Annotated in this window: 24 protein-coding genes and 1 tRNA gene; 7 read left to right on the top strand and 18 right to left on the bottom strand. The window is 67.3% G+C overall.

All coding sequences use genetic code 11. From position 1 onward, the window contains the following. Positions 1 to 38: 38 nt before the first annotated feature. The 5 genes from HWX62_RS15280 to HWX62_RS15260 form a co-directional block, all read right to left on the bottom strand. A complete protein-coding gene (locus HWX62_RS15280) occupies positions 39 to 1,001 on the bottom strand; it encodes a ribose-phosphate pyrophosphokinase (protein ID WP_006483739.1) in 963 nt (320 codons plus the stop codon). A gap of 44 nt (positions 1,002 to 1,045) precedes the next feature. Beyond that, positions 1,046 to 1,122: transfer RNA gene (locus HWX62_RS15275), tRNA-Gln, on the bottom strand. Between the two features lie 55 nt (positions 1,123 to 1,177). After that, entirely contained in the window at positions 1,178 to 2,059 is an 882-nt protein-coding gene (ispE, locus tag HWX62_RS15270; RefSeq protein ID WP_175927844.1) for a 4-(cytidine 5'-diphospho)-2-C-methyl-D-erythritol kinase, read from the bottom strand. Between the two features lie 27 nt (positions 2,060 to 2,086). Beyond that, positions 2,087 to 2,707, bottom strand: coding sequence for a lipoprotein insertase outer membrane protein LolB (gene lolB, locus HWX62_RS15265; protein ID WP_175927843.1), 621 nt, complete (start codon positions 2,705 to 2,707; stop codon positions 2,087 to 2,089). Continuing rightward, positions 2,707 to 4,530 (bottom strand): tetratricopeptide repeat protein, encoded by a 1,824-nt coding sequence (locus tag HWX62_RS15260; RefSeq protein ID WP_175927842.1) that lies wholly within the window; start codon positions 4,528 to 4,530, stop codon positions 2,707 to 2,709. Before HWX62_RS15260 ends, lolB begins: the two co-directional genes overlap by 1 nt. Before the next feature lie 245 nt (positions 4,531 to 4,775). On the opposite strand from HWX62_RS15260, the gene mutM reads away from it, so the two are divergent. Both mutM and mutY read left to right on the top strand, forming a co-directional pair. Then, positions 4,776 to 5,603 (top strand): bifunctional DNA-formamidopyrimidine glycosylase/DNA-(apurinic or apyrimidinic site) lyase, encoded by an 828-nt coding sequence (gene mutM, locus HWX62_RS15255; protein ID WP_048246970.1) that lies wholly within the window; start codon positions 4,776 to 4,778, stop codon positions 5,601 to 5,603. 24 nt (positions 5,604 to 5,627) lie between these two features. Further along, positions 5,628 to 6,734 (top strand): A/G-specific adenine glycosylase, encoded by a 1,107-nt coding sequence (gene mutY / locus HWX62_RS15250; RefSeq protein WP_175927841.1) that lies wholly within the window; start codon positions 5,628 to 5,630, stop codon positions 6,732 to 6,734. Positions 6,735 to 6,847: 113 nt separating this feature from the next. On the opposite strand, the gene HWX62_RS15245 is transcribed toward mutY, so the two are convergent. From HWX62_RS15245 to kdsD, 11 genes are all read right to left on the bottom strand, one after another. After that, complete coding sequence (locus tag HWX62_RS15245; protein ID WP_034208417.1) at positions 6,848 to 7,483, bottom strand: LON peptidase substrate-binding domain-containing protein; 636 nt, start codon at positions 7,481 to 7,483, stop codon at positions 6,848 to 6,850. Positions 7,484 to 7,510: 27 nt separating this feature from the next. Continuing rightward, positions 7,511 to 8,419 (bottom strand): RNase adapter RapZ, encoded by a 909-nt coding sequence (gene rapZ / locus HWX62_RS15240; RefSeq protein ID WP_175927840.1) that lies wholly within the window; start codon positions 8,417 to 8,419, stop codon positions 7,511 to 7,513. Between the two features lie 74 nt (positions 8,420 to 8,493). Then, positions 8,494 to 9,462 carry an HPr(Ser) kinase/phosphatase gene (gene hprK / locus HWX62_RS15235; RefSeq protein ID WP_006483133.1) on the bottom strand — a complete coding sequence of 323 codons (969 nt, stop codon included), beginning with the start codon at positions 9,460 to 9,462 and terminating at the stop codon, positions 8,494 to 8,496. Between the two features lie 129 nt (positions 9,463 to 9,591). After that, positions 9,592 to 10,131: a PTS sugar transporter subunit IIA gene (locus HWX62_RS15230; protein WP_059575687.1), complete on the bottom strand. Its 540-nt coding sequence runs from the start codon at positions 10,129 to 10,131 to the stop codon at positions 9,592 to 9,594. Between the two features lie 169 nt (positions 10,132 to 10,300). Next, positions 10,301 to 10,660 (bottom strand): ribosome-associated translation inhibitor RaiA, encoded by a 360-nt coding sequence (gene raiA, locus HWX62_RS15225; RefSeq protein ID WP_006477786.1) that lies wholly within the window; start codon positions 10,658 to 10,660, stop codon positions 10,301 to 10,303. Between the two features lie 158 nt (positions 10,661 to 10,818). After that, complete coding sequence (locus tag HWX62_RS15220) at positions 10,819 to 12,324, bottom strand: RNA polymerase factor sigma-54 (RefSeq protein WP_175927839.1); 1,506 nt, start codon at positions 12,322 to 12,324, stop codon at positions 10,819 to 10,821. 171 nt (positions 12,325 to 12,495) lie between these two features. Then, positions 12,496 to 13,272 carry an LPS export ABC transporter ATP-binding protein gene (lptB, locus tag HWX62_RS15215; protein ID WP_006477788.1) on the bottom strand — a complete coding sequence of 259 codons (777 nt, stop codon included), beginning with the start codon at positions 13,270 to 13,272 and terminating at the stop codon, positions 12,496 to 12,498. Continuing rightward, entirely contained in the window at positions 13,269 to 13,934 is a 666-nt protein-coding gene (lptA, locus tag HWX62_RS15210; protein WP_060353631.1) for a lipopolysaccharide transport periplasmic protein LptA, read from the bottom strand. The genes lptB and lptA overlap by 4 nt, the downstream gene beginning before the upstream one ends. A gap of 20 nt (positions 13,935 to 13,954) precedes the next feature. Continuing rightward, positions 13,955 to 14,569: an LPS export ABC transporter periplasmic protein LptC gene (gene lptC / locus HWX62_RS15205; protein ID WP_175927838.1), complete on the bottom strand. Its 615-nt coding sequence runs from the start codon at positions 14,567 to 14,569 to the stop codon at positions 13,955 to 13,957. 3 nt (positions 14,570 to 14,572) lie between these two features. Beyond that, positions 14,573 to 15,109 carry an HAD family hydrolase gene (locus HWX62_RS15200; protein ID WP_006483148.1) on the bottom strand — a complete coding sequence of 179 codons (537 nt, stop codon included), beginning with the start codon at positions 15,107 to 15,109 and terminating at the stop codon, positions 14,573 to 14,575. Next, positions 15,109 to 16,092 carry an arabinose 5-phosphate isomerase KdsD gene (kdsD, locus tag HWX62_RS15195; RefSeq protein WP_175927837.1) on the bottom strand — a complete coding sequence of 328 codons (984 nt, stop codon included), beginning with the start codon at positions 16,090 to 16,092 and terminating at the stop codon, positions 15,109 to 15,111. Before kdsD ends, HWX62_RS15200 begins: the two co-directional genes overlap by 1 nt. A 125-nt stretch (positions 16,093 to 16,217) precedes the next feature. Between kdsD and HWX62_RS15190 the strand changes: the two genes are divergently transcribed. The 5 genes from HWX62_RS15190 to purU all read left to right on the top strand — a co-directional run bounded on the left by HWX62_RS15190 (position 16,218) and on the right by purU (position 21,375). Beyond that, on the top strand, positions 16,218 to 18,224 hold the full coding sequence (locus tag HWX62_RS15190) for a monovalent cation:proton antiporter family protein (protein ID WP_175927836.1): 2,007 nt from the start codon (positions 16,218 to 16,220) through the stop codon (positions 18,222 to 18,224). A 77-nt stretch (positions 18,225 to 18,301) separates the two neighbouring features. Next, positions 18,302 to 18,868 (top strand): adenine phosphoribosyltransferase, encoded by a 567-nt coding sequence (locus tag HWX62_RS15185; RefSeq protein WP_175927835.1) that lies wholly within the window; start codon positions 18,302 to 18,304, stop codon positions 18,866 to 18,868. Positions 18,869 to 18,942: 74 nt separating this feature from the next. Then, entirely contained in the window at positions 18,943 to 19,557 is a 615-nt protein-coding gene (locus HWX62_RS15180) for a LysE family translocator (protein ID WP_175927834.1), read from the top strand. 5 nt (positions 19,558 to 19,562) lie between these two features. Beyond that, on the top strand, positions 19,563 to 20,429 hold the full coding sequence (locus tag HWX62_RS15175; protein ID WP_175927833.1) for a DUF4743 domain-containing protein: 867 nt from the start codon (positions 19,563 to 19,565) through the stop codon (positions 20,427 to 20,429). 61 nt (positions 20,430 to 20,490) lie between these two features. Beyond that, positions 20,491 to 21,375, top strand: a complete 885-nt coding sequence (purU, locus tag HWX62_RS15170) for a formyltetrahydrofolate deformylase (protein ID WP_059506669.1) — start codon at positions 20,491 to 20,493, stop codon at positions 21,373 to 21,375. Positions 21,376 to 21,468: 93 nt separating this feature from the next. On the opposite strand, the gene HWX62_RS15165 is transcribed toward purU, so the two are convergent. After that, a complete protein-coding gene (locus HWX62_RS15165; protein WP_175927832.1) occupies positions 21,469 to 22,551 on the bottom strand; it encodes a hypothetical protein in 1,083 nt (360 codons plus the stop codon). A 230-nt stretch (positions 22,552 to 22,781) separates the two neighbouring features. Further along, a complete protein-coding gene (gene uvrA, locus HWX62_RS15160; protein WP_175927831.1) occupies positions 22,782 to 25,667 on the bottom strand; it encodes an excinuclease ABC subunit UvrA in 2,886 nt (961 codons plus the stop codon). Between the last annotated feature and the right edge of the window lie 209 nt (positions 25,668 to 25,876).

Below are 25,876 nucleotides of genomic sequence, written 5' to 3'. Positions count from 1 at the left end.
TTCGCTTTCCGCGCATGCTTTGTTCAGTCGATTCGCGATCAGGATTCCGCGAACAGCGACATCACCGAATCGCCGCGGCGAATCCGCGAGAACGTTTCGGCCAGCAGGCTCGCGCTCGTCAGCGAGCGGATCTTCGAGCACGCCAGCGATTCGGCCGACAGCGGGATCGTATCGGTGACGACCAGCTCGTCGAGCGCCGACGCGGCGATGCGATCCGCAGCACCGCCCGACAGCACCGGGTGCGTCGCGTAGGCGAACACCTGCTTCGCGCCGCGGTCCTTCAGCACTTGCGCGGCCTTGCACAGCGTGCCGGCCGTATCGACCATGTCGTCCATGATCACGCAGGTGCGGCCTTCGACTTCACCGATGATGTTCATCACTTCGGCGACGTTCGCCTTCGGGCGACGCTTGTCGATGATCGCGAGATCGCAGTTGAGCTGCTTCGCGAGCGCCCGGGCGCGCACCACGCCGCCGACGTCCGGCGACACGACGAGCAGATCCGAATAGTTCTGCTTGCGCAGGTCGCCCAGCAGGATCGGCGTCGCGTAGATGTTGTCGACCGGGATGTCGAAGAAGCCCTGAATCTGGTCGGCGTGCAGATCCATCGTGATGATCCGCTCGACGCCGGCGATTTCCAGCATGTTCGCGATGACCTTCGCCGAGATCGCGACGCGCGCCGAACGCGGGCGGCGATCCTGACGGGCATAGCCGAAGTAGGGGATGGCGGCGGTGATCCGGCCGGCGGATGCGCGCTTGAGCGCATCGACCATGATCATCAGTTCCATCAGGTTGTCGTTCGTCGGTGCGCACGTGGATTGCAGGACGAAGACGTCCTTGCCGCGCACGTTTTCCTGGATCTCGACCTGGATCTCGCCGTCGGAGAAACGGCTGACCATCGCTTTGCCGAGGGGGATACCAAGGATATTGACGACTTCCTGGGCGAGCGCGGGATTCGCGTTGCCAGTAAAGACCATCAGGCCATCATGGCTGTGGCTGCTCATCGTGCACCTGCTTCAGGCTTGGGCGGGAAATGCGGGAAAATTTTTGGCAGGGGAGGAAGGACTCGAACCCTCGCATGCCGGAATCAAAATCCGGTGCCTTGACCAACTTGGCGACTCCCCTACACTTAACTGATAACTTCACCGAACTCGTGTAGGCCGTTCGGCAAAGTAAAACTTCATGACGCGAAAGCGAAGAGCGGATGCTCGTTCAGGCTCTCGGCAACTGCGCCATTCCAACTGGCGGGCAGTTTGGCTTTCGCCGCTTCTGCCTCGTGCTTGCTGTGAAACGCTGCAAACACGCTTGCTCCGGAGCCGGTCATCCTCGCGGGGGTCACATCATACAACCATTTGACCACCTGCGCAACTTCCGCGTACTTCCTTGTTACAACTTCCTGCATATCGTTCCGACCGAAACTATCTGGCCATCCCGCATCGCTGGTTTGCTGTGCAAGAAAGTCAGCAATTGTGACGGGCTTCGTATCTCTTGTCAACAACTCATCTGAAAATATTTCAGCGGTCGGGACATGAACGCGTGGCGTCACAACCAGGAACCAGCGAGTCGGCAATTGTACCTCAGCTAATTCTTCTCCGATACCCTCTGCGAACGCATTTTTTCCAAAAATGAAAAACGGGACGTCGGCGCCGAGTTTGACCGCGAGCGACTGGAGTGCCGCGCGCGGCAAATCAAGTTGCCACAGACGGTTCAGCGCGAGCAGCGTCGTCGCCGCGTCGGAGCTGCCGCCGCCGAGGCCGGCGCCCATCGGCAGGATCTTGTCGATCTCGATGTCGACGCCGTGCGCGGTGCCCGTATGCGCTTTCAGCAGGTTCGCCGCGCGCACGACGAGATCGCTTTCCTCGGGCACGCCGGGCACGTCGGTGACGCGTGCGACGCGGCCGTCGTCGCGCAGCGTGAAGTGCAGCGTGTCACCCCAGTTCAGCAGCTGGAATACGCTCTGCAGATCGTGATAGCCGTTCGGACGGCGGCCGGTGATGTGCAGGAACAGGTTGAGTTTCGCGGGCGCCAGGCAGTTGCGCAGCGAGCGGGTCGAATCGGTCATGCGGGTATCGGGGCTAGGCGCGCGTGCTCACTGATCGAGCACGAGCTTGATGTCGAGCGGCGGCGTCGCGCGCACGAGGTTGACGCGTTTGACGCCCGTGGCCGGGGCGTCCGCGTAGGCAAGGTAGTCGATCGTCCAGCCGTCCTGACGGATCTGCTTGACGCGCGTGCCGTCGGCCGGGTCGCGCACGGTTTCCGCGGGCGTCGCGGGGGCGGCCGTCGGCAGCAGCCAGTAGCGCAGGCCCGCGAGCGGCAGCTCGAAGCCGAGCGTTTTCTGCATCAGGTCGCCGACGTCGGGCGCATATTGGGTCGGGCGGTTCGGCAATTCGAGCGACGCCGCGCGCGGCGTCGATTTCACGACCGCGAGCGTCTGGCCGAGCGGGCTGCGCAACTCGAGCGACACGTCGTCGCCGTGCTCCTGCCAGTCGAAGTTGCCGTACACGTTCTGCGGGTTGCCGAGACGATCGTCGTAGCGCACCGCGAAGCGGCCATGGTAGGCGCGGGTCGCCGCCGTCTGCAGCGCGGCGCCCGTCGGCGCATTGGCCGACGGCGGCGCGCTCGCGCAGCCGGCGAGCGCGAGCGCCGCGCCGGCCGCGGCCAGCGTGCGCCGCGCGCGGGAAGACAGGGAAAACATCGGGAACATCCGCATCAGAGGCCGTTGATCTGCAGGCGTTTGAGCGTCTGCACGAGCGTTTCGTTGTCGGGCTCGAGCTTCTGCGCGGCACGCCACGCGTTGCGCGCGTCGTCCTGCGCGCCGCTCTTCCACAGCACTTCGCCGAGATGCGCGCCGATTTCGGCGTTCGGCTGCAGTTCGTACGCGCGTTGCAGCACTTTCGTCGCGCCGGCCGTGTCGCCCATCCGGTACTTCACCCAGCCGAGGCTGTCCATGATGTACGCGTCGTTCGGCGCGAGCGACATCGCCTTGTCGATCAGCTTGCTGGCCTCGGGCAGGCGCTGGTTGCGGTCGGCGAGCGAGTAGCCGAGCGCGTTGTAGGCCTGCGGGTTGTCGGGCTGCGTGCGGATCAGCTCGCGCAACTGCTTTTCCATCGTCGCGTAGTGGCCGGTCTTTTCGGCCGCCATCGCATAGTCGTAGCGCAGGTCGGGATCGTCCGGGAAGTCCTGGACGGCTTGCCCGAGCCGCGCTTCCGCTTCCGGATAGCGCTTCGCGGTGAACAGGATCGACGCATCGGTGCGCGCCACCACGGCCGCGTCGCGCGGATCCGTGATCGGCAGGTCGTCGAGCACCTTGCGCGCCTCGTCGGTCTTGCCCTGTTTCTGCAGCAACTGCGCGCGCGTGATCTGCGCGGGCAGGTAGTGCTGGCTCGTCTGGTCGACCTTGTCGAGCCATTGCGACGCCTGCGCGTCGTTGTTCTGGTCGATCGCGATCTGCGCGAGATAGATGTAGCCCTGGCCGACGTCGAGGTTCGGCTGCTTGTCGCCGAGCTGCACGTACTGCTTCAGGTAGCCGGACGCCTCGTCGAGCTTCTTCTGCTGGATCTTGATCAGCGCGAGCGCCATCAGGGGCGTCGGATCCTTCGCGTCGAGCTTGCGCATCGTCTCGAACTGCTTCTGCGCGTCGTCGAGGCGGTCGTCGGCGAGATAGAGCTGCGACAGCGCGAGCCGCGCGTCGCGCGACTTCGGATTCTGCTGAACATACTTTTCGAACGACACGATGCCCGCCGCGCGTTCCGCCGGCCCCATCTGCGACAGCATCAGCGCCGCCGGCAGATAGTCGGGGCGGATCTGCAGCGCCTGCTTCAGCGACTGCGCCGCGCCGTCCTTGTCGTCGACCGCGAGCTGCTGCCGCGCGATCGCGAGCTGCGCCTCGGGGCGATTCATGTCGTTCTTCAGCATGTCCTTCAGCACCGCGAGGCCGCCGACGCGGTCGGGGCCGCGCACGAGCAGCGCCTGCAGCGCGAGGATCGCCGGGCCGCGCGTGTCGCCGCTCGCGCGGGCCAGTTCGCGCGCGAGCATCGGCTGCGCGTCGGCCGGCTTGCCGGCGAGCACCAGCAGCGCGGCGTCGACCTGCGAGGCCCGGTTCGAATCCGGTGCGTACTGGCGCCACAGGTTCGCGGCGGACAGCGCGTCGGCCGGGCTCTGCGCGCCGAGCGCGATTTCGGTCGCGCGCTGCGCCATGCGCGGATCGCGCGTGTCGCGGGCCAGCGCGAGGTAGGTCTGGTAGGCCGGTGCCGGCTGGTTGCGCTGGAGCGCGACCTCGGCGGCGAGCACCTGGTAGACGATCTGGCTCGTAAGCGGCACGCCGGGGAGATTCTTCTGCTCGTCCGGCATCACATGCTCGAACGCACCCTGCGGCGCCGCGTCGTCCGATGCCGGATCCTGCGCGTGGGCCGGAAAGGCGGTGAGGGTCCAGGCGGCAAACAGCGCGGCACCGAGTGCACGGCGGACCGGGAAGGCGCGCGCGCCGCGCACGGCGGCGGGGCGCTTCTGAAGCAGCTTCGAGGGCAGGGTCATGGAAATCCGTTCGATGTTTCAACCGATTGTAACGCGCTCGCTACAATACACGCACGATCGTGATAGGGTCCGTTTACCTGTGGAACCCCGGTGCGAATGCCCGAAATCGCCCGCCTCGCGTGCTGTCAGGCGGGCGGTTTCGGGCATTCCCGTGTTTAATGCGGGGTCGCCGCGAGAACGGCCGTTCTCGTGGCGCCGCATGCGCGTTCCCATGTAAGCAGACCGTAGCCTCAGACCCGCCAAACATGCCAGAGTTGCCAGAAGTCGAAGTCACGCGCCGGGGCATCGAGCCCTTTGTCGCGGGCCGCCGCGTCGAGCGTGTCGACGTCCGTACCGCGATGCTGCGCTGGCCCGTGCCGGCGGGGCTCGCCGAGCAGTTGCGCGCGCGCGAGGTGCTCGCCGTCGAGCGCCGCGGCAAATACCTGCTGTTCGAAGTCGATGCCGGCTGGTTCATCGTCCATCTCGGGATGACGGGCACGCTGCGCGTGCTGCCCGCAGCCGGCGTGCCCGTTGCCGCGAAGCACGATCACATCGACTGGATCTTCGACGAATTCGTGCTGCGCTTCCGCGATCCGCGCCGCTTCGGCGCCGTGCTGTGGCACCCGCGCGAAGCGGGTGACGTGCATGCGCATCCGCTCCTCGCGAGCCTCGGCGTCGAGCCGTTTTCGCCGGCATTCACCGGCGCGTTGCTGCATGCGCGCACGCGCGGCCGCACGGTGTCGGTGAAGCAGGCGCTGCTCGCGGGCGACATGGTCGTCGGCGTCGGCAACATCTATGCGTCGGAAAGTCTCTTTCGCGCCGGCATCCGGCCGACGACGGCCGCCGGCAAGGTTTCGCTGCCGCGTTACGAGCGGCTGGCCGATGCGGTGCGCGCGACGCTCGCCGACGCGATCGAGCGCGGCGGCAGCACGTTGCGCGATTTCGTCGGCAGCAACGGCGAAAGCGGCTATTTCCAGCTCGACTGCTTCGTCTACGATCGCGCGGGCCAGCCGTGCCGCGTATGCGGCACGCCGATCCGACAGATCGTGCAGGGCCAGCGGTCGACCTATTTCTGCCCGACGTGCCAGCGTTGAAACCCATTTCCACGATTCGATAACTTGAAGCCGCCCCGCATCGCCCCCGCTCCGTTCCCCGTCACGCCGCTGCACCGCACGTTCGCCACGCGTCTCGTCGCGTGGCAGCGCGAGCATGGCCGCCATGACCTGCCGTGGCAGAACACCCGCGATCCGTACCGGATCTGGCTGTCGGAAATCATGCTGCAGCAGACGCAGGTCTCGACCGTCATTCCGTATTACACGCGCTTTCTCGAGCGCTATCCCGACGTCGCCGCGCTCGCGGCCGCGCCCAGCGACGACGTGATGGCGTTGTGGGCGGGGCTCGGCTACTACTCGCGCGCACGCAACCTGCACCGCTGCGCGCAGGTGGTCGTCGCCGAGCATGGCGGCGCGTTTCCGGCGACGCCCGACGCGCTGGCCGAACTGCCCGGCATCGGCCGCTCGACGGCCGCCGCGATCGCGTCGTTTGCGTACGGTGCGCGCGCGACGATCCTCGACGGCAACGTGAAGCGCGTGCTCGCGCGGGTATTCGGCGTCGAAGGGTTTCCGGGCGAAAAGCGTGTGGAGAACGACATGTGGGCGCTCGCCGAATCGCTGTTGCCCGACGCCGCGAACGCGGCCGACGTGAGCGCGTATACGCAGGGGCTGATGGATCTGGGCGCGACGCTGTGCGTGCGCGGCAAGCCCGACTGCGCGCGTTGCCCGTTCGCGGGCGACTGCGTCGCGCAATCGACCGGCCGCCAGCGTGAACTGCCGGCCGCGCGGCCGAAGAAGGCCGTGCCGACGCGCAAGACCTGGATGCTCGTGCTGCGCGACGGCGACGCCGTGCTGCTCGAGCGACGGCCGCCGACCGGCATCTGGGGCGGACTCTGGAGCCTGCCGCAAGCGGACGGCGATGCCGCGCTCGCGGCGCTCGCACGCGGCTTCGGCGGCGGCGGCACGGTGCCGCTCGCGCCGCTCACGCATACGTTCACGCATTTCCGGCTCGAGATCGAACCGCGGCTGAGCGATCTGGCGGACGGCGGCGGCCTGCCGTCGCAGGCGCGGGACGCGGATACCGCATGGGTGCCGCTGAGCCGGCTCGACGCGTACGGCGTGCCGGCGCCCGTGCGCAAGCTGCTCGATGCGCTGAGCGGGCCGCTGCTGTAACGAACGGAGAAGGGCGCGGCGGCGGGCCGCGTTCGGGAAGATGCCGGCACCGCGCGCAGGAAAGGCCTTCGGGCGGGCGCGACGCGTGATGCGCGGCGGATCGGGCGCGGGCGTTACAACCAGCCGTGCCGGTCGAGCACGTGGTGTACGGCGTCGATGCGCGCGCCGACGTCCGGAAACTCCATCAGCTTCTGCCGCGCGCGCAGGTCGAGCGGCAGCAGTTCCGCGAGACGATTCGATACCCAGCTCGGATCGTCGAGGCGGAACGGTTCGCCGAACGGCATTTTCTCCGGATCGGACTTCTTCAGCGCGTCGATGATGCGCTCGAGCACCTCGGCGCACGAGCCGAACTGCGCGAGCGCCTGTTCGCCTTCGAGCGGGATGTCGTCGGGCAGCGGCTCCGCGATGCCGACCAGCAATCCGTTGCTTTCGACGCGATACGACAGCAGTTCGAAGCGCTGCGTGCCGACCGCCTGCAGATACAGCATCCCGAATTCGCCGGTATCGCACTCGGTGATGCGCGCCATGCAGCCGATGGTTTCGGGCACCGATACCGCGCCGTCCTGCGCGACTTCGGGCCCGCTCTTGAGCAGGCACACGCCGAACGGTGCGTCGTCGCGCAGGCAGGCACGCGACATGTCGAGATAGCGCGCCTCGAACACCTTGAGCGGGAGCAGGCCTCCTGGAAACAGCACCGTGTGCAGCGGAAACAGCGGCAGGTCGATCAGGGTGGTCGATAGGGAGGACATGGCGCGCGGGCGTGGGGGGCGGTGTCGCTAGGGTCGGTCGACCTCGGAGACGAGCCGCGACGACGCGTCGACATCCACTGGCGCGTCACGATGCCGCACGATCACGTTCGCCTCGCGCGCCAGGCGCGCGGCGAGCGTTTCCGCGATGAACACCGAGCGATGCTGGCCGCCCGTGCAGCCGATGGCGACGGTCAGGTAGCTGCGGTTGTCGTCGCGGAAGTGCGGCAGCCATTTCATCAGGAACGCATGGATGTCGTCGATCATCTGATGGACGATCGGCAGTGCGTCGAGAAAGGCGATGACCGGCTGGTCGAGCCCGGTGAGCGGGCGCAACACGTGGTCGTAGTACGGATTCGGCAGCGCGCGCACGTCGAACATCAGATCGGCGTCGAGCGGCACGCCGCGCTTGAAGCCGAACGATTCGAACATCACCATCAGGTCGTTGCTCTTCTGCTCGATGAAGCGCTTGACCCACGTGCGCAGCGCATTCGCGCGCAGCGTGCTGGTGTCGATCTGGTGGCCGAATTCCGCGAGCGGCGCGACGAGCTCGCGCTCGCGCTCGATCGCTTCCTCGAGCGACGACAGCAGGCCGACGTCGGCATCGTGCGACATCGAGCCGGACAGCGGATGGCGGCGGCGCGTTTCGGAGAAGCGCTGGATCAGCGCCTGGGTGCTTGCATTCAGGAACAGCACGCGCACGTCGTGCTCGCGGGACAGCTCGCGGATCAGGCCGGGCATTTCATCGAGCGACGCGCTCGAGCGCGCGTCGATCGCGACCGCGAGCCGGCGCTGGCCGTCCTGCGCGAGGTAGCGGGCGAGTTCGGGAAGCACGTGCGGCGGCAGGTTGTCGACGCAGTAATAGCCTGCGTCTTCGAGCGCGTTCAGCGCGACGGACTTGCCTGAGCCGGAGATGCCGGTGATGAGGACGATGCGCATGGGAACAGAGAATCCTGACGTTTCATCATAGCACCGGCTCGACGCGTCGGCGTTGCGTGGCCGGCGCGTGCGGGTTACACCAGTTTGCCGGGGAACTGACTGTCGGGATCTTGCATCGCGAGTCGTTGCCGATCCATGAAATCGCGCAACGTGTCGATTCCGCGCAACTGCAGGATCGTGTTCCGGACGGCCGCCTCGACGAGCACCGCGAGGTTGCGGCCGGCCGCGACCTGGATCGTGACCTTGCTGATCGGCAAGCCGAGCACGTCGACGGTCTGGCTTTCGAGCGGCAGGCGCTGGAATTCGCCGTCGGGGCGCCGCACGAGCTGGACGATCAGCTTCAGCTTCATCTTCCGGCGCACGGCGGTTTCACCGAAGATCGTCTTGATGTCGAGCAGGCCGAGGCCGCGCACTTCGAGCAGGTTCTGCAGCAGCGGCGGGCAGCGGCCTTCGACGAAATCGGGGCCAAGACGGACGAAATCGACCGCGTCGTCGGCGACGAGGCCGTGGCCGCGGCTGATCAGCTCGAGGCCGAGTTCGCTCTTGCCGAGGCCCGAATCGCCGGTCAGCAGCACGCCCATCCCGAGGATGTCGAGGAACACGCCGTGCAGCGTCGCGCGCGGCGCGAGGATGCGCGACATGTAGAGCCGCAGGCTGTCGATCACCGCGGCGGCCGACATCGGCGTCGTGAACAGCGGGGTGGACGAGCGCGTGCAGCGCAGGACGAGTTCGGGCGGCGCCGCGGCGCCGCCGGCGACGACGAGGAACGGCGGCTCGAGCGCGATCAGCTCGGCCATGTGGCGCGAGCGGTCTTCGTCGGTCTGGCGCTGGTAGTAGTCGATTTCGGCTTCGCCGAGCACCTGGATCCGGTTCGGGTGGATCAGGTTCAGGTGGCCGACGAGGTCGGCGCTCGACGTTGCGTTGCCGACCGTGTCGGCCGAAAAGCCGCGTTCCCAGCCTTCATGCCCCGTCAGCCAGCTCAGTTTCAGCGTGGCTGCGTTGTCGTCGAAGATGCTCTGGGCGTTGATGCTGGACGTATCCATGACTCTCGTCACTCCAATGGGCCGGTGCGGGCGCGCGGCGACGGACGTCGCCATGCCGGGCCGGCGCCGGGCGGCCCTGGACGGCGGCATGGGCCGCCTCGTACGGGGAAATATTCCGCCCGGAACAACTCAAGGTTGCCACTGAGTGAGCAGGCGATGCAACTCGGCGATATCCGTTTCGTTGTGCAGACGCTCGCGTGCGTCGCGATCGGACAGCAGTTGCGCGATTTCCGACAGGATCTCGAGGTGCTGCTGGGTGGCTTGCTCGGGCACGAGCAGGAAGATCAGGAGGCTGACCGGCTGGCCGTCGGGCGCTTCGAACGGGATCGCGTCGGCGAGGCGGACGAACGCGGCGAGCGGGTGCTTGAGGCCCTTGATGCGGCCGTGCGGAATCGCGACCCCTTCGCCGAGCCCGGTCGAACCGAGGCGCTCGCGCGCGAACAGGTTGTCCGTGACGGTGCTGCGGCCGATGCCGTTCTGATTCTCGAACATCAGCCCGGCTTGTTCGAAGACGCGTTTCTTGCTGGTGACCGAGAGGTCGATGACGACGTTCTCTATGGGCAGGATTTTGGCTAGGCGATTCATGTTGGCAGGCGATTGGGCGGCCTGGGGTCTCCTTGCGGCGGCGGACTGATTTTCCATGTTCGGCGATATCAAGGCATGTGGCATCGGCAACCTGCAACGCAGCTACCGCATCCAGCGCCCCCCCGGCGATAACCGGAACATTATAGAGCACAGCCGCGTGCGTGGCGCAGCACGGACGGGCCGGTTGCACCTGCGCTCGGAGTGGCAAAAAAAACGCCCGGCGAACCGGGCGGCGTGCGTGTTGCGGTGACGGTTATTGCGGCGGCAGCTCGATCTGGTCGATCGACGGCTGAAGCTTGATCGGGTCGTGCGCGTGCGTTTGCAGGCGCTCCATGTGCTTGACGACCTGGCGATCCAGCTTGTCGATCAGCAGATCGATCGCGGCATACAGGTTGCCGTTCGCGCTTTCGACGAAGATGTCCTTGCCCTTCAGGTGCAGATTGATTTCCGCGCGCTGCTGCTTGTCCTTTTCCTTGTGGTTGTCGACCGAGAGGATCACAGTGCCATCGATCACCTGATCGCTATGCCGTAGCACCCGGTCCAGCTTGGTGATCACGTATTCGCGAATCGCAGGCGTGACTTCGAGATGATGTCCACTGATCTTCAGGTTCATAGTGCTTCTCCAAGCGAGTGACCACCCGGCCGCATCGAGGCGGCGCTCCGGTCGGCTTGCCCGTGCCGCACGAGGCGGCGTATCGCGGACAGGTCGCCCGGCCTGTTCCCCGTGTGCGCGGTGGTCGGGACACGCCTGCCGCCGGGCAGGCAGCAGGCTTAAAGAGACTTGCGCAGATTCACTGCCGGGATCTTGAGGGCTTCGCGATATTTCGCAACCGTGCGGCGCGCGACCACGAAACCCTGTTCTGCCAGCAGCTCGGCAATGCGGCTGTCCGAAAGTGGCGATTTTGGGTCTTCAGCTCCTATCAGTTGCTTGATGAGGGCTCGGATGGCGGTCGACGAGGCGGCGCCACCGGTGTCGGTCGAGACGTGAGATCCGAAGAAGTACTTAAATTCAAGGGTCCCGAACGGGGTCAGCATGTACTTCCCGGTTGTCACACGGCTGACAGTCGACTCGTGTAGGCCCAGCGTATCAGCTATTTCCCGCAAAACCAAGGGGCGCATGGCAATTTCACCGTGCGCGAAGAAATTCTTCTGACGCTCGACAATAGCCTGCGCGACACGCAGGATCGTGTCGAAACGCTGCTGGATGTTCTTGATCAGCCAGCGCGCTTCCTGGAGCTGCTGTTTCAGCGATCCGGCCGACGGATCGCCGCGGCTGTTGCGCAGGATGTTCGCGTACAGGTTGTTGATCCGCAGGCGCGGCACGACCTCCGGATTGAGCTCCGCGAGCCAGCCCTGGCCGACCTTCTTCACGATGATGTCGGGCACGACGTAGTCGGCCTCGGCCTTGCCGTATGCGGCGCCGGGGAACGGCTCCAGCGAGCGGATCAGCGCGTGCGCGTCGCGCAGGGCGTCGTCGGTCGCCTTCAGGTGCTTGCGCAACCGAGTGAAGTCGCGTGCGGCGAGCAGTTCGAGATGCTGCGACACGATCTCGAGCGCGAGCGTGCGTGTCGGGGACGGATCGAGGCGCAGCAACTGCAGCTTCAGGCATTCGGACGCCGAGCGCGCGCCGACGCCGGGCGGGTCGAAGCTGTGCAGCAGCGCGAGCGCCGCGTTCAGTTCGTCGCAGTCGATTTCCAGCTCGGGCGGCAGGTCGGCGAGCACTTCGTCGAGCGTGGCGGTCAGGTAGCCGTCGTCGTCGAGCGATTCGATCAGGAACATCACGAGCGCGCGATCGCGCGGGCCGGCCTGCGTGACGCGCAACTGCGCGGACAGGTGGTCGCGCAGCGACGTCGCGGCTTCCTGCACCTGCAGCGGCGGCAGGTCGTCGTCGTCGGACGCGCCGCTCGAGCGGCCGTATTCGTCGAGGTTCCACTGCGGGCCGTCGTTGCCGTCGCCGGACCCGTAACCGTCGTATTCGTCGGCGCCGGCCGGCTCGTCGCGCTCCGCGCGATCGCCGGACGTGCTGGCGCCGTTGGTCACGGCGGGTTCGGTGTTCGAGGCGGGCGGCGTCTGCGCGATCAGCGATCCGTCCGCCGCGACACGCAGCGGGCTCGCGATCCATTCGTCGTCGTTCTCGAGCAGCGGGTTTTGCGCGACGGCCATCGCGACTTCCTGCTGCAGTTCGAGCGTCGACAACTGCAGGAGCCGGATCGACTGCTGCAGCTGCGGCGTCAGCGCCAGATGTTGCGACAGGCGGAGTTGAAGGCTGGCTTTCATGGCAAGGAGGGAGTCATACCGGCAGTTTGCCACGACCCAGGCGCGTTGAGCCATCCGCGATTACGCGCGGCGCGCCGCCCGGCCGCGGGCATCGCCGCGGGCGTGGATGCAAAGCGGGCGCAGCCCCGCGCGGCGGTGCCGGGCGGGGTGCAGCCAGCCACGAGAAGGACGTTACATGCGGAAGTGTTCGCCGAGGTACACGCGGCGCACGCTTTCGTTTTCGATGATTTCGCTCGGCGCGCCGGCGGCCAGTACCGAACCGTCGCTGATGATGTACGCGTGGTCGCAGATGCCGAGCGTTTCGCGGACGTTGTGGTCCGTGATCAGCACGCCGATGTTGCGCTGTTTCAGGAACTTGACGATCTTCTGGATCTCGAGCACCGCGATCGGATCGACGCCGGCGAACGGCTCGTCGAGCAGGATGAAGCTCGGGTTGGTCGCGAGCGCGCGCGCGATTTCGACGCGGCGCCGTTCGCCGCCCGACAGCGACAGCGCGGGGTTCTCGCGCAGGTGGCCGATCTGCAGCTCGTCGAGCAGCGCTTCGGTGCGCGACGAGATCGCGTCCTTCGACAGCCGCTTGCCGTCTTCGCCGTGTTGCAGCTCGAGCACCGCGCGGATGTTCTCCTCGACGGTCAGCTTGCGGAACACGGATGCTTCCTGCGGCAGGTACGACAGGCCGAGCGACGCGCGCTTGTGGATCGGCAGCAGGCTGATCGAGCTGCCGTTCAGCGAGATTTCGCCCGCGTCCGTCGGCACGAGCCCGACGATCATGTAGAACGACGTGGTTTTGCCGGCGCCGTTCGGGCCGAGCAGGCCGACGACTTCGCCGCTCTTCACGTCGAGCGACACGTCCTTGACGACCGTGCGCGAGCCGTAGCGCTTCTTCAGGTTGCGCACGACGAGCGAGCTCGTCGTGCCGGCCGGCTGGCGGTTCGGGAGCGCGTTCATTGGCCCGGCGCCCCCTGGATCGTGGTCGACGGCGACAGCTTGGCCGGCGCCCCGTTCAGCGGCGCGGGGCCGCCGTTCTTCGGCGACAGCATCGCGCGCACGCGGCCGTTCGGGTTGCCCGGCGCCGCGACGTCCTTGCCGCCCTTCGCGGTGTAGAAGTCGCGCTGGCCGTCGTACGTGATCACGCTGCCGTGCACGGTATCGGCGACCGTCGACGTGCCCTGCAGGCGGCGCACGGTCGCGGCGGTGGTCAGCGTGGTCAGGTCCTGCTTGCCGTCGTAGTCGATGCGCTCGGCGTCGCCGTCGATGTATTCGTCGAGGCCTTCGCGCTTCTGGCGGAACGTCGCGTGCTTCTTGCCGCTGCCGAACGACGTCGCGTACTGGTAGCCTTCCGGGTCCTGGCGCACTTCGACGCGATCGCCCTTGATGATGATCGTGCCCTTCGTGATCACGACGTTGCCGGTCGCGACCGTGACCTGCTTCAGGTCGTCATAGGTCAGGTTGTCGGCCTCGACGTTGATCGGCTTGTTCTGGTCGGCCTTCTCGGCATGGGCGAGCGGCGCCAGCCCGATGAGCGGGAGCGCCACGAGCGTCGCGGCGAGCGCGGCGCGGACGGCGCGCGCAGCGCCGCCGGAAATCTGTCGAGGGAACGGTTCGTTCATGCAGTCACGTGAGGGATGCGTCACTTGGGTTGACCTTTCGAGCCGCCGGACGTGTCCGCCGCGGCGATCGTGCCGCGCACGTTGCCGTAAAGCTCGATGACCCGGGTGACGTTGTTGTACTTCATGCCGTCGGTCGCGTTGACGAGCGACAGGCCGCGCTGAAGTTTAACCGGCTTTTCGGTCTGGATCACATCGTCATTGACGAAGATCCGGAAATGCTGGGAATCGGCCTGCATCTGCGGGTCGCCGCCGCCGGCGGCGCGCAGGATGCGCGCATCGTCGTACAAATCGACGATCGACACGTCGCCGTTGACGGTGCCGCGCTTCGCGGTGGTCGTCACGACCGGCTTGCCGGGCTGGAACGCGCGCATGGCCGGATCGGTCAGGTCGCTGCTTTCGGTGTCTTCGTAATGGACCAGCTTCGCGGCCGTCAGCCGGTACTGGGTCGTGCCCGTCTGGTCGAGCTCGGTGACCGAGAAGTTGTCCGCGAAATAGTCGGGCGTGTGGCGCTTCGGCTGCGCGGCGCCCTCGCCGGTCGGCGGCAGCGTGGCCTGCAGCAGCCACCAGGTGACGCCCGCGAGCGCGGCGACCGCGACGAGCGGCAGCAACTGGGTCCAGCGGAAATGCGGGCTCATCGGTCAGGCTCCGCAGGCGGCGGCGAGCAGCGCGTCGTAGCGGCGCTGCGCGCGCAGGATCGCGTCGCACACTTCGCGCACGGCGCCGTGGCCGCCGCGGGCCTCGGCCACCCAGTGCGCGCGGGCGATCACCTCGGGGTGCGCATTGGCCGGCGCGGTCGCGAAACCGCAGCGCAGCATCACCGGCAGGTCGGGCCAGTCGTCGCCCATGTAGCCGCAGGCGTCGGCCGTCAGGCCGAGCGACGCGATCAGGTCGGCGAACACGGTGAGCTTGTTCTCGACGCCCTGGAACAGGTGCGCGATCTTCATTTCCTTCGCGCGCGCCGCGACGATGTCCGAGCGGCGGCCCGTGATGATCGCGGTCGCGATGCCGGCTTCACCGAGCAGCTTCACGCCGTGGCCGTCGAGCGAATTGAACGACTTCATCGCGTCGCCGGCCGCGGTAAACAACAGGCCGCCGTCGGTCAGCACGCCGTCGACGTCGAAAATCATCAGCTTCACGCGGCTCGCGCGTTCGGCTGCTGTCAGCGCTGCGCTCATCAGATCACCTTCTTCGAGAACAGGTCGTGCATGTTCAGCGCGCCGATCAGCGCACCTTCGGCATCGACGACCAGCATCTGGTTGATCCGGTGGCGCTCCATCAGTTCCACGGCCTCGACCGCCAGATGATCCGGCGCGATCGTGCGCGGGTTGCGCGTCATCACTTCGGTGATCGGCAGCGTGCGGAAGTCGCCGTCGCGGGCGAGCACGCGGCGCAGGTCGCCGTCCGTGAAGATGCCGGCGACCTTGCCTTCCGCGTCGACCACGGCCGTCATGCCGAGGCGTTTCGCGGTGATCTGGAACAGGGCGTCCGACAGCGTCGCGTTCAGCCCGACGGACGGGACGTCGTCGCCCGAGCGCATCACGTCGCGCACGTAGGTGAGCAGGCGCCGGCCGAGCGCGCCGCCCGGATGCGAGCGTGCGAAATCCTCCGAGCCGAAGCCGCGCGCGTCGAGCACGGCGACGGCGAGCGCGTCGCCGAGCGCGAGCGCGGCGGTCGTGCTCGCGGTGGGCGCGAGGTTCAGCGGGCACGCTTCCTTCGAGACCGCGGCGTTCAGGTTCACGTCGGCGAGCGTGCCGAGGCTCGACCCCGCACGGCCCGTGATCGCGATCAGCTTCGCGCCGATCCGCTTCACGAGCGGCAGGATCGCGACGAGCTCTTCCGATTCGCCGGAATAGGAGATGCCGATGAAGACGTCGTCGGAGGTGACCATCCCGAGGTCGCCGTGGCTCGCCTCGGCCGGGTGGACGAAGAAGGCCGGCGTACCGGTGCTGGCCAGCGTGGCCGCGATCTTGCGGGCGATATGCCCCGATTTGCCGATCCCGGATACCACGACGCGGCCGCGGCAGCCGAGCAGCAGCGCCACGGCCTGGACGAAGCCGCCGTCGAGCTGGTCGCGCAGCGCGCGCACGGCGTCCGCCTCGATGTCGAGCACGTCGCGGGCGAGCGCGAGCGCCCGATCATCATTGATTTTCGCTATCATGCGCGGAGTATAGCAAAGGCGTTTGTTCGCCGCGCCGGGCCTTCGGACTCGTCCGAGGTAGCCTGTCCACCGCCACCACCCGCGCCCGCATTGCCGTGGCCCCGACGAACGAGGACGCTTCGCCCGTGATTTCCCCGCTCGAAATGACCCTGCTGCTGCTGCTGGCCTCGGTGGTGGGCGTCGTCGTATTCCGCTCGTTGAACCTGCCGCCGATGCTCGGCTATCTGACCGTCGGCATCCTGGTCGGCCCGCACGCATTCGGCGTCGCGGCGGATCTCGAGCGGGCCGAGCACCTCGCGGAGTTCGGCGTGGTGTTCCTGATGTTTTCGATCGGTCTGGAATTCTCGCTCGCGAAGCTGAGGGCGATGCAGCGGCTCGTGTTCGGGCTCGGCCTGCTGCAGGTCGTCGCGACCCTCGTGCTCGCGCTCGTGCTCGGCGCGCTGTTCGAGCACTGGGTGCACATCACGTGGCAGGGCAGCATCGCGCTCGGCGGCGCGCTCGCGATGTCGTCGACGGCGATCGTGTCGAAGATGCTCGCCGAGCGGCTCGAGATCGAGACCGAGCACGGCCGCAACATCTTCGGCGTGCTGCTGTTCCAGGATCTCGCGGTCGTGCCGCTCCTGATCGTGATCGCCGCGTTCGGCGCCGAATCGTCGAAGGATCTCGCGCTCACGCTCGGCTTCGCGGCGCTCAAGATCGTGATCGCGCTCGCGCTGCTGCTCGTGATCGGCCAGCGCTTCATGACGCGCTGGCTCAACGTGGTCGCGCGGCGCCGCTCGCAGGAGCTGTTCGTGCTGAACCTGCTGCTCGTCACGCTCGGCGCCGCGTTCATCACCGACCGCTTCGGCCTGTCGCTCGCGCTCGGCGCGTTCATCGCGGGGATGCTCATTTCCGAGACGCCGTTCCGCCATCAGGTGGAGGAGGACATCAAGCCGTTTCGCGACGTGCTGCTCGGCCTGTTCTTCGTGACGACGGGGATGCTGCTCGATCCGCGCGTGATCTGGGAGCATCCGCTGATCGTGCTCGGCTTCTTCGTCGGCCAGATCCTGTTCAAGGCGACGATGATCGCCGGGCTCGCGCGGCTGTTCGGCGCGACGCCGGGTGTCGCGATGCGCACCGGCATCGGCCTCGCGCAGGCCGGCGAATTCGGCTTCGTGCTGCTGAACCTGATCCTCGACCGGCATCTGGTGGATTCGACGCTGCTGCAGGCGATTCTCGCGTCGATGCTGCTGTCGATGCTCGCCGCGCCGTTCCTGATCCAGAACGCCGACCGCATCGTGATGCGGCTGTCGTCGACCGAATGGATGCAGCAGTCGCTGCAGATGACGCGCATCGCGACGCAAAGCCTCAAGCAGCGCGGCCACGTGATCATCTGCGGCTACGGCCGCGCGGGCCAGAACCTCGCGCGCATGCTCGAGCAGGAAGGCATTTCGTACGTCGCGCTCGACCTCGACCCCGATCGCGTGAGCGCGGCGGCGACAGCCGGCGAATCGGTCGTGTTCGGCGACGCGGCGCGCCGCGAGTCGCTGCTCGCGGCCGGTATCCACCGCGCGGCGGCCGTCGCGATCACCTACGCGAACACGCCGTCCGCGCTGCGCGTACTGCATCACGTGCACGAGCTCGAACCGACGCTGCCCGCGATCGTGCGCACCGTCGACGATGCCGATCTCGAGAAGCTGCTCGCGGCCGGCGCGACCGAGGTGATTCCGGAGATCGTCGAAGGCAGCCTGATGCTCGCGTCGCACACGCTGGTGCTGGTCGGCGTGCCGATGCGCAAGGTCGTGCGGCGCGTCGAGGAGATGCGCGACGAGCGCTACAGCCTGCTGCGCGGCTATTTCCGCGGCGCGGACGACGCGGACGACGACGATCACGAGCAGGTGCGGCTACAATCGGTGCCGGTCGATGCGCGCGCGGACGCGGTCGGGCGGTCGCTGGAAGAGCTCGGGCTGTACGCGCTCGGGCTGGAAGTCACGGCGATCCGCCGGCACGGCATCCGCGGCGTCGAGCCCGATCCGCAGACCAAGCTGCGCGCGAGCGACATCGTGGTGCTGCGCGGGCTGCCCGAGGCGCTCGCGCTCGCGGAGGAGCGGTTGTCGCGCCATCGGCGCGATCCGCCGGCCGCGGCTGCGTAAGCCGCGATTCACGACCTGACCCGTATTGATCAGAAACGGTGCCCGATCTTCGCGCACCGTTTTTTTCGGAGAGTTTCATGCCGCATTCGTCGCCGGGCGCACCGCTCGATCCGGTCGCCTTCATCCACAGCCAGATCCGCACGGTGCCCGACTGGCCGCAGCCGGGCGTGCAGTTCCGCGACATCACGACGCTGCTGCAGAGCCCGAAGGCGCTGCGCATCCTCGTCGACCTGTTCGTCGAACGCTATGTCGACGCGAAGCTCGACTACGTCGCGGGCCTCGACGCGCGCGGCTTCATCATCGCGCCGATCGTCGCGTACGAGCTGAGCGTCGGCTTCGTGCCGATCCGCAAGGTCGGCAAGCTGCCGTACAAGACGCGTTCGGAATCGTACGAACTCGAATACGGCAGCGCGACGGTCGAGATCCACGAAGATGCGTGCAAGCCCGGCGATCGCGTGATCATCATGGACGACCTGATCGCGACCGGCGGCACGATGATGGCGGGGCGCAACCTGCTGCAGCGGCTCGGCGCGGAGGTCGTCGAAGGCGCGGCGATCATCGACCTGCCCGATCTCGGCGGCTCGACGCTGTTGCGCGACGCCGGACTGCCGGTCTATACCGTTACCGAATTCTCCGGCCACTGAATGCCGGTCCGGCGAAGTTCGCCGCTCCGGCTTGCCGTGGTTCACCCGAGGTCACCTTCCGCAGCGAGGTCACGATGCCCAACTTCATGCTGTTTCTCGCCACGTCGATCGCGATCACGTTCGCGCCGGGGCCCGACAACCTGCAGGTGCTCGCACGCGGGATCTCGCAGGGCCGCGCGGCCGGCTTCGTCGCCGCGCTCGGCTTCACGGCGGGGATCCTGTTCCACACGACGCTCGCGGCGCTCGGCGTCGCGGCCGTGCTGCGTTCGTCGCCGCTCGCGTTCCAGATCCTGAAGCTCGCGGGCGCCGCGTACCTCGTGTGGATCGGCATCAAGGCGCTGCGCAGCCAGGGCCTCGCGAATGCGCATGCGCGCCCGCCGCAGCCGCTCGGCACGATTTTCCGGCAGAGCGTGATCGGCAACCTGATGAACCCGAAGGTCACGCTGTTCTTCGTCGTGTTCCTGCCGCAGTTCGTCGATCCGCACGGCGCGCAGGGCGTGACGCTGCAGATGTTCGAGCTCGGCGCGCTGTTCATGCTGCAGACGGCTGCGGTCTTCTCGCTGTTCGGCATCGGCGCGGGCATGATCGGCGCGTGGCTGAAGCGCCGCCCGAAGGCCGGCGTGTGGCTCGACCGGATCGCCGGCGCGACGTTCATCGCGATCGGCATCCGCGTCGCGCTGAAGGACTGAGCGCGATGACGTTTCCCTGCATCGCGGCCGCGCGCCGCTTCGATCCGGCCGCGCACCTGCGCTTCGAGATCGCCGGCCAGTCGGTCGGCTGGGTGCGCCGCCAGGACGTCGCGAAGCTCGCGCGCTGGCCCGACGTGTTCGAGCTGACCGGCGAGCGCGTCGTGCTGTCGGCGCGCTACGATTCGGTCGATGCGCGCAGCATGGCGCTCGCCAGCGCGATCGGCGCGCTCGCGGCCGAAGGCGCGATTCCGGGGTGGCGCGACGAGATCTACGCGATCCGCAACCGCTTCGACGATCCGCCGCTCGCGTACATCGAGCGCGCCGCGTCGCGCTTCTTCGGCACGCAGACCTATGCGGTGCACGTGAACGGCATCGTAGAATATGCGGCTACGCCGGGCGAGCCGGGCGCCGCGGCCGCGCCGAAGATGTGGCTCGGCCGCCGCAGCGCGACCAAGGCCACCGACCCCGGCATGCTCGACAACGTCGTCGCGGGCGGTATCGGCTGGGGGCTGGGCGTTCACGAGACGCTCGCGAAGGAATGCTGGGAAGAAGCCGGCATTCCGGCCGACCTGGCGGCGCGCGCGATCGCGGGCCGGGCGGTGCAGGTGCTGAATTCGCTGCCGGAAGGCACGCAGTCCGAACTGATCTTCGTGTACGACCTGCCGCTGCCGCACGACTTCGCGCCGCGCAACCAGGACGGCGAAGTGGCCGAGCACCTGCTGGCCGGCGTGCCCGAGGTGATCGGCTGGCTGCGCGAGGGCCGCGCGACGATGGATGCGAGCCTCGCGACGCTCGACACGCTGCTGCGCCACCGCTGGATTCCGGCGGCCGACGCGGCCGGCATCGACGCGCTGTTCGTGCCGGCCGCATGACGCGCGCCGCGCGGCGCGAACGCGCAATTTGACGAATACGGAAACAATGGGAGTAGCGGTCATGCCGACCGATCACAGCTTTATCTTGAAACTGTCGTGCCCCGACCGGCACGGCATCGTCCACGCGGTCTCGGGCTTCCTGTTCGAGCGCAGCAACAACATCCTCGATTCCGCGCAGTTCGGCGACAGCCGCACCGGCGAGTTCTTCATGCGCGTGCACTTCGAGCAGGACGGCGGCGGCGTGGATGCCGCCTCGGCGCTCGACACGCTTCGCAAGGAATTCGCGCCGCTCGCCGAACAGTTCTCGATGCGCTGGGAGCTGCACGATGCGGCCGTGAAGCCGCGCGTCGTGATCATGGTGTCGAAGATCGGCCACTGCCTGAACGACCTACTGTTCCGCTATCGCACCGGCCAGCTGCCGATCGAGATTCCGGCGATCGTGTCGAACCACAAGGAGTTCTACCAGCTCGCCGCGAGCTACAACATTCCGTTCCATCACTTCCCGCTCGTCGGCGGCTCGTCCGATGCCGCGAAGGCCGCGCAGGAAGCGCGCGTGCTGGAAGTGATCGACGAGCACCAGGCCGATCTGGTCGTGCTCGCGCGCTACATGCAGATTCTGTCGCCGAACATGTGCGAGCAGCTCGCCGGGCGCGCGATCAACATCCACCATTCGTTCCTGCCGAGCTTCAAGGGCGCGAAGCCTTACTACCAGGCGTTCGACCGCGGCGTGAAGCTGATCGGCGCGACCGCGCACTACGTGACGACCGATCTCGACGAAGGCCCGATCATCGAGCAGGAAGTCGAGCGCGTCGACCACAGCATGACGCCCGACCAGCTGACCGCGATCGGCCGCGACGTCGAGTGCGTGACGCTCGCGCGCGCGGTGAAGTGGCACGTCGAGCACCGGATCGTGCTGAACGGGACGAAGACGGTCGTGTTCCGCTGATCCGCGGGCCCTCGCAGCCGGCTCTGCAAACGAAAAACGCCGCGCCCTTCACGGGACGCGGCGTTTTTCGTTGCCGTTGGCGAGCGGGCGGCTTCAGATCAGCCGCAGCAGGTACAGCTCGCGTTTCAGGTACGCATAGAAGATCGGTGCGGCGATCACGCCGGGCAGCCCGAACGCGGCTTCCATGATCAGCATCGCGAGCAGCAGCTCCCACGCGCGCGACTCGATCTGGCCGCCGATGATCTTCGCGTTCAGGAAGTATTCGAGCTTGTGGATGACGATGAGGAACGCGAGCGACGCGATCGCGGTGCCCATGCTGACCGACAGCGACACCGCGACGATCAGCGTGTTGGAGATCAGGTTGCCGATCACGGGCAGCAGGCCGACGATGAACGTGACGAGCACGAGCGTTTTCGACAGCGGCAGCCGCTGGTGGAAGATCGGCAGCGCGACGAGCAGGTAGATGCCGGTGAATGCCGCATTGATCGCCGAGATCTTGATCTGCGCGAACACGATGCGGCGGAACGCGTCGGCGAAGCGCGACACGCGCGTGACGAGCGCGGTCGACAGCGGCCGGCGCACCTTGCCCTGCTCGACGCCGATCGCGATCATCGCGCCGATGATCATCCCGAACAGCACGTGGCCGAAGCCGCGCGCGACGCTCTTGCCGCTTTGCTGGAGCTGGTCCATGTGCGCGTGCATCAGCACGGCCGCCTTCGTCTTCATCTGTTCGACGTCGACGGGCAGCAGGTTGGCGATCCAGGCGGGCGTACGGGCGCGGGTCTGCTCGACGATCTGCATCAGCTGGCCGAGCAGGGTCTGCAGGTTCGGCACCGTGTGCTCGAAATGCTCGATGATGCCGATCGTCAGGCCGGTGAGCCCGCCGACGATCGCGATCGACAACAGCACGACGGCGACCCAGCGCGCGCGCATGCTGGTGGTATGGCGCTCGATCACGGGCGCGATCGTATGGATCAGCTGGTAGACGAGCAGGCCGGCCAGCATCCCGCCGAGCAGCCGCAACTCGAGGACGAGCCACATCATGACGAGCGCGAAGAGATAGCTGCCGATCTCGAGCGCCGACAGCTTCGGCAGGCTCAAGTCGCTCGTCAGCCGCACGCTGCGCAGGTGCGGCTCGCGATTCTGCGTGTCGCGCGACTCCTGTTGCTTCTCCATCGTGGATTCCTGTTGTCCCTGTGTCGTGCCGCGCAGCGCGCGGCAGCGTGCCGGTCGCCCGGCGCCGCACCGGATTGGTGCGGATCGCGAACCTTACGGCCGTAAAGTATAGCTGCCATTATGGTCCGCAAACGCGCCGTTTGGCGCGTGGTGTAAACGCAGAAGGGAAAACGAGGGGGCGCGCGGCCGGGCGGCCGCGCGCGGGCAGGGCGGCACGGGCGGCACGGGCGTCAGCCGGCCGCGACCTTGCGGGTGGGGCGCTTGAGCAGCGGCGCGAGGTACTTGCCGGTGAAACTCGCCTTCGTCTTGGCGACCTGCTCGGGCGTGCCCTGCGCGATGATCTGGCCGCCGCCGGCGCCGCCTTCGGGGCCGAGGTCGATCACCCAGTCGGCCGTCTTGATCACGTCGAGGTTGTGCTCGATGATCACGACCGTGTTGCCCTGGTCGCGCAGCCGGTGGATCACTTCCAGCAGCAGCGCGATGTCATGGAAGTGCAGGCCGGTGGTCGGCTCGTCGAGGATGTACAGCGTGCGCCCGGTGTCGCGCTTCGACAGCTCCAGCGACAGCTTCACGCGCTGCGCCTCGCCGCCCGACAGCGTCGTGGCCGACTGGCCGAGGCGGATGTAGCCGAGGCCGACGTCGAGCAGCGTCTTCAGCTTGCGCGCGATGACCGGCACCGCGCTGAAGAACTCGTACGCGTGCTCGACCGTCATGTCGAGCACTTCGCTGATGTTCTTGCCCTTGTACTGCACTTCGAGCGTTTCGCGGTTGTAGCGCTTGCCGTGGCACACGTCGCACGGCACGTAGACGTCCGGCAAAAAGTGCATCTCGACCTTCAGCACGCCGTCGCCCTGGCACGATTCGCAGCGGCCGCCCTTCACGTTGAACGAGAAGCGGCCCGGATCGTAGCCGCGCTCCTTCGCGGTCGGTACGCCCGAGAACAGCTCGCGGATCGGCGTGAACAGGCCCGTGTACGTGGCCGGGTTCGAGCGCGGCGTGCGGCCGATCGGCGACTGGTCGACGTTGATCACCTTGTCGAAGTGCTCGAGGCCCTCGATCGCCTCGTGCGGCGCCGGTTCGGCCGCCGAGCCGTACAGATGGCGCGCGACCGCGTGATACAGCGTGTCGTTGATCAGCGTCGACTTGCCGGAGCCCGACACGCCGGTGATGCAGGTCAGGAGGCCGACCGGCAGATCGAGATCGACGTGCTTCAGGTTGTTGCCGTGCGCGTCGACGATGCGCAGCATCCGCTCCGGATCGGGCGCGAGCCGCTCGTCCGGATACTCGATCACGCGCTTGCCGACGAGGTACTGGCCCGTCAGCGACTGCGGGTTCGACTGCACCTGCTTCGGCGTGCCTTCGGCGACCACGACGCCGCCGTGCTCGCCCGCGCCGGGGCCCATGTCGACGACGTAGTCGGCCGTGCGGATCATGTCCTCGTCGTGCTCGACGACGATCACCGAGTTGCCGAGGTCGCGCAGATGCTTGAGCGTCGCGATCAGGCGGTCGTTGTCGCGCTGGTGCAGGCCGATCGACGGCTCGTCGAGCACGTACATCACGCCCGTGAGCCCCGAGCCGATCTGCGACGCGAGCCGGATGCGCTGCGCCTCGCCGCCCGACAGGGTCTCGGCGCTGCGCTCGAGCGACAGGTAGTCGAGGCCGACGTTGTTCAGGAACGTCAGCCGCGCGACGATTTCCTTGATCACCTTGTCGGCGATCTCGCGCTTCGCGCCGTCGAGCGTGAGCCCGTCGAAATAGCCGAGCGCGTCGCGCAGCGGCCAGCCGCTGATTTCATAGATGCCGCGCGCGTGGTCGCCGGTGCCGATCCTCACGTGGCGCGCCTCGCGGCGCAGGCGCGTGCCGTCGCACGACGGGCACGGCTGGTTGTTCTGGTACTTCGACAGCTCTTCGCGCACCGCGACCGAATCGGTCTCGCGGTAGCGGCGTTCGAGGTTCGGGATGATCCCTTCGAACACGTGCTCGCGGATCGTCGTGCGGCCGCGCTCGTTGATGTACGAGAACGGGATCGTCTGCTTGCCCGAGCCGAACAGCAGCACCTTGCGGATCTTTTCCGGCAGATCCTCGAACGCGGCGTCGATGTCGAATTCGTAGAACGCCGCGAGGCTCTGCAGCATCTGGAAGTAGAACTGGTTGCGGCGGTCCCAGCCCTTCACCGCGCCCGCGGCGAGCGACAGCGACGGGTGCGCGACGACCCGCTTCGGGTCGAAGAACGTGATCTGGCCGAGGCCGTCGCATTCCGGGCACGCGCCCATCGGGTTGTTGAACGAGAACAGGCGCGGCTCGAGTTCCTGCAGCGAGTACGAGCAGATCGGGCACGCGAATTTCGAGCTGAACAGGTGCTCGCGGTCGGTATCCATCTCGAGCGCGATCGCGCGGCCGTCGGCGAGGCGCAGCGCCGTCTCGAACGATTCGGCGAGCCGCTGCTTCATGTCCGGGCGCACCTTCAGGCGATCGACGACGACGTCGATCGTGTGCTTGTCGTTCTTCTTGAGCTTCGGCAGCGACTCGACCTCGTAGATCTTCGCGACACCTTCGTTGGCGGCGCCGCCGCCCGAGCGTACGCGAAAACGCACGAAGCCCTGCGCCTGCATGTCCTCGAACAGCTCGGCATGCTCGCCCTTGCGGTTCGCGACGACGGGCGCGAGGATCATCAGCTTGGTTTCCTCGGGCAGCGCGAGCGCCGCGTCGACCATCTGCGACACGCTCTGCGCCTCGAGCGGGATGTCGTGGTCGGGGCAGTACGGCGTGCCGACACGTGCGTACAAAAGTCGCAGGTAGTCGTGGATTTCCGTGACCGTGCCGACAGTCGAACGCGGGTTGTGGGACGTGGCCTTCTGCTCGATCGAGATCGCCGGCGACAGCCCCTCGATCAGGTCGACGTCGGGCTTCTCCATCAGCTGCAGGAACTGGCGGGCGTACGCGGACAGGCTTTCCACGTAGCGGCGCTGGCCTTCGGCATAAAGGGTGTCGAACGCGAGCGACGACTTGCCCGACCCCGACAACCCGGTAATCACGACCAGCTTGTGGCGCGGCAGGTCGAGATTGACGTTTTTCAGGTTGTGGGTGCGCGCCCCACGGATACGGATCTGTTCCATGAACCTGGCGAAAATGGGGGAAACCAAACCTGCTACTATAACGGCTTTTCGAGACCGTCGTTTACGGCCCCCAGCCTTTACAGCAGGTGGCAGCAAGGCGACATCCGCGCCGGGAAAAGCGGTCGCGCCGCACGGTTCCGGGCGGCCCGCAGGCCGTCTGCATCCGGCCCCGACGTGTCGCCCGAAAGGCCGCCAGGCCGCCGGTCCTG

This window comes from Burkholderia sp. BCC0506 (assembly GCF_902833145.1).
Classification (GTDB): domain Bacteria; phylum Pseudomonadota; class Gammaproteobacteria; order Burkholderiales; family Burkholderiaceae; genus Burkholderia.
The sequence above is the reverse complement of the archived record's forward strand: the minus strand, read 5'-3'. Positions and strand labels throughout refer to the sequence as shown.

Bases quoted from the DNA above. Each gene is read 5' to 3' on its own strand.
- HWX62_RS15230 (WP_059575687.1), bottom strand. From the start codon at position 10,131: ATGCCACATGCCTTGATATCGCCGAACATGGAAAATCAGTCCGCCGCC.
- mutM (WP_048246970.1), top strand. From the start codon at position 4,776: ATGCCAGAGTTGCCAGAAGTCGAAGTCACGCGCCGGGGCATCGAGCCC.
- raiA (WP_006477786.1), bottom strand. From the start codon at position 10,660: ATGAACCTGAAGATCAGTGGACATCATCTCGAAGTCACGCCTGCGATT.
- lolB (WP_175927843.1), bottom strand. From the start codon at position 2,707: ATGCGGATGTTCCCGATGTTTTCCCTGTCTTCCCGCGCGCGGCGCACG.
- purU (WP_059506669.1), top strand. From the start codon at position 20,491: ATGCCGACCGATCACAGCTTTATCTTGAAACTGTCGTGCCCCGACCGG.
- lptB (WP_006477788.1), bottom strand. From the start codon at position 13,272: ATGAACGCGCTCCCGAACCGCCAGCCGGCCGGCACGACGAGCTCGCTC.
- HWX62_RS15280 (WP_006483739.1), bottom strand. From the start codon at position 1,001: ATGAGCAGCCACAGCCATGATGGCCTGATGGTCTTTACTGGCAACGCG.
- lptA (WP_060353631.1), bottom strand. From the start codon at position 13,934: ATGAACGAACCGTTCCCTCGACAGATTTCCGGCGGCGCTGCGCGCGCC.
- hprK (WP_006483133.1), bottom strand. From the start codon at position 9,462: ATGGATACGTCCAGCATCAACGCCCAGAGCATCTTCGACGACAACGCA.
- HWX62_RS15185 (WP_175927835.1), top strand. From the start codon at position 18,302: ATGCCGCATTCGTCGCCGGGCGCACCGCTCGATCCGGTCGCCTTCATC.
- HWX62_RS15220 (WP_175927839.1), bottom strand. From the start codon at position 12,324: ATGAAAGCCAGCCTTCAACTCCGCCTGTCGCAACATCTGGCGCTGACG.
- HWX62_RS15260 (WP_175927842.1), bottom strand. From the start codon at position 4,530: ATGACCCTGCCCTCGAAGCTGCTTCAGAAGCGCCCCGCCGCCGTGCGC.
- HWX62_RS15180 (WP_175927834.1), top strand. From the start codon at position 18,943: ATGCCCAACTTCATGCTGTTTCTCGCCACGTCGATCGCGATCACGTTC.
- HWX62_RS15175 (WP_175927833.1), top strand. From the start codon at position 19,563: ATGACGTTTCCCTGCATCGCGGCCGCGCGCCGCTTCGATCCGGCCGCG.
- HWX62_RS15245 (WP_034208417.1), bottom strand. From the start codon at position 7,483: ATGTCCTCCCTATCGACCACCCTGATCGACCTGCCGCTGTTTCCGCTG.
- HWX62_RS15200 (WP_006483148.1), bottom strand. From the start codon at position 15,109: ATGAGCGCAGCGCTGACAGCAGCCGAACGCGCGAGCCGCGTGAAGCTG.
- HWX62_RS15165 (WP_175927832.1), bottom strand. From the start codon at position 22,551: ATGGAGAAGCAACAGGAGTCGCGCGACACGCAGAATCGCGAGCCGCAC.
- kdsD (WP_175927837.1), bottom strand. From the start codon at position 16,092: ATGATAGCGAAAATCAATGATGATCGGGCGCTCGCGCTCGCCCGCGAC.
- rapZ (WP_175927840.1), bottom strand. From the start codon at position 8,419: ATGCGCATCGTCCTCATCACCGGCATCTCCGGCTCAGGCAAGTCCGTC.
- ispE (WP_175927844.1), bottom strand. From the start codon at position 2,059: ATGACCGATTCGACCCGCTCGCTGCGCAACTGCCTGGCGCCCGCGAAA.
- lptC (WP_175927838.1), bottom strand. From the start codon at position 14,569: ATGAGCCCGCATTTCCGCTGGACCCAGTTGCTGCCGCTCGTCGCGGTC.
- uvrA (WP_175927831.1), bottom strand. From the start codon at position 25,667: ATGGAACAGATCCGTATCCGTGGGGCGCGCACCCACAACCTGAAAAAC.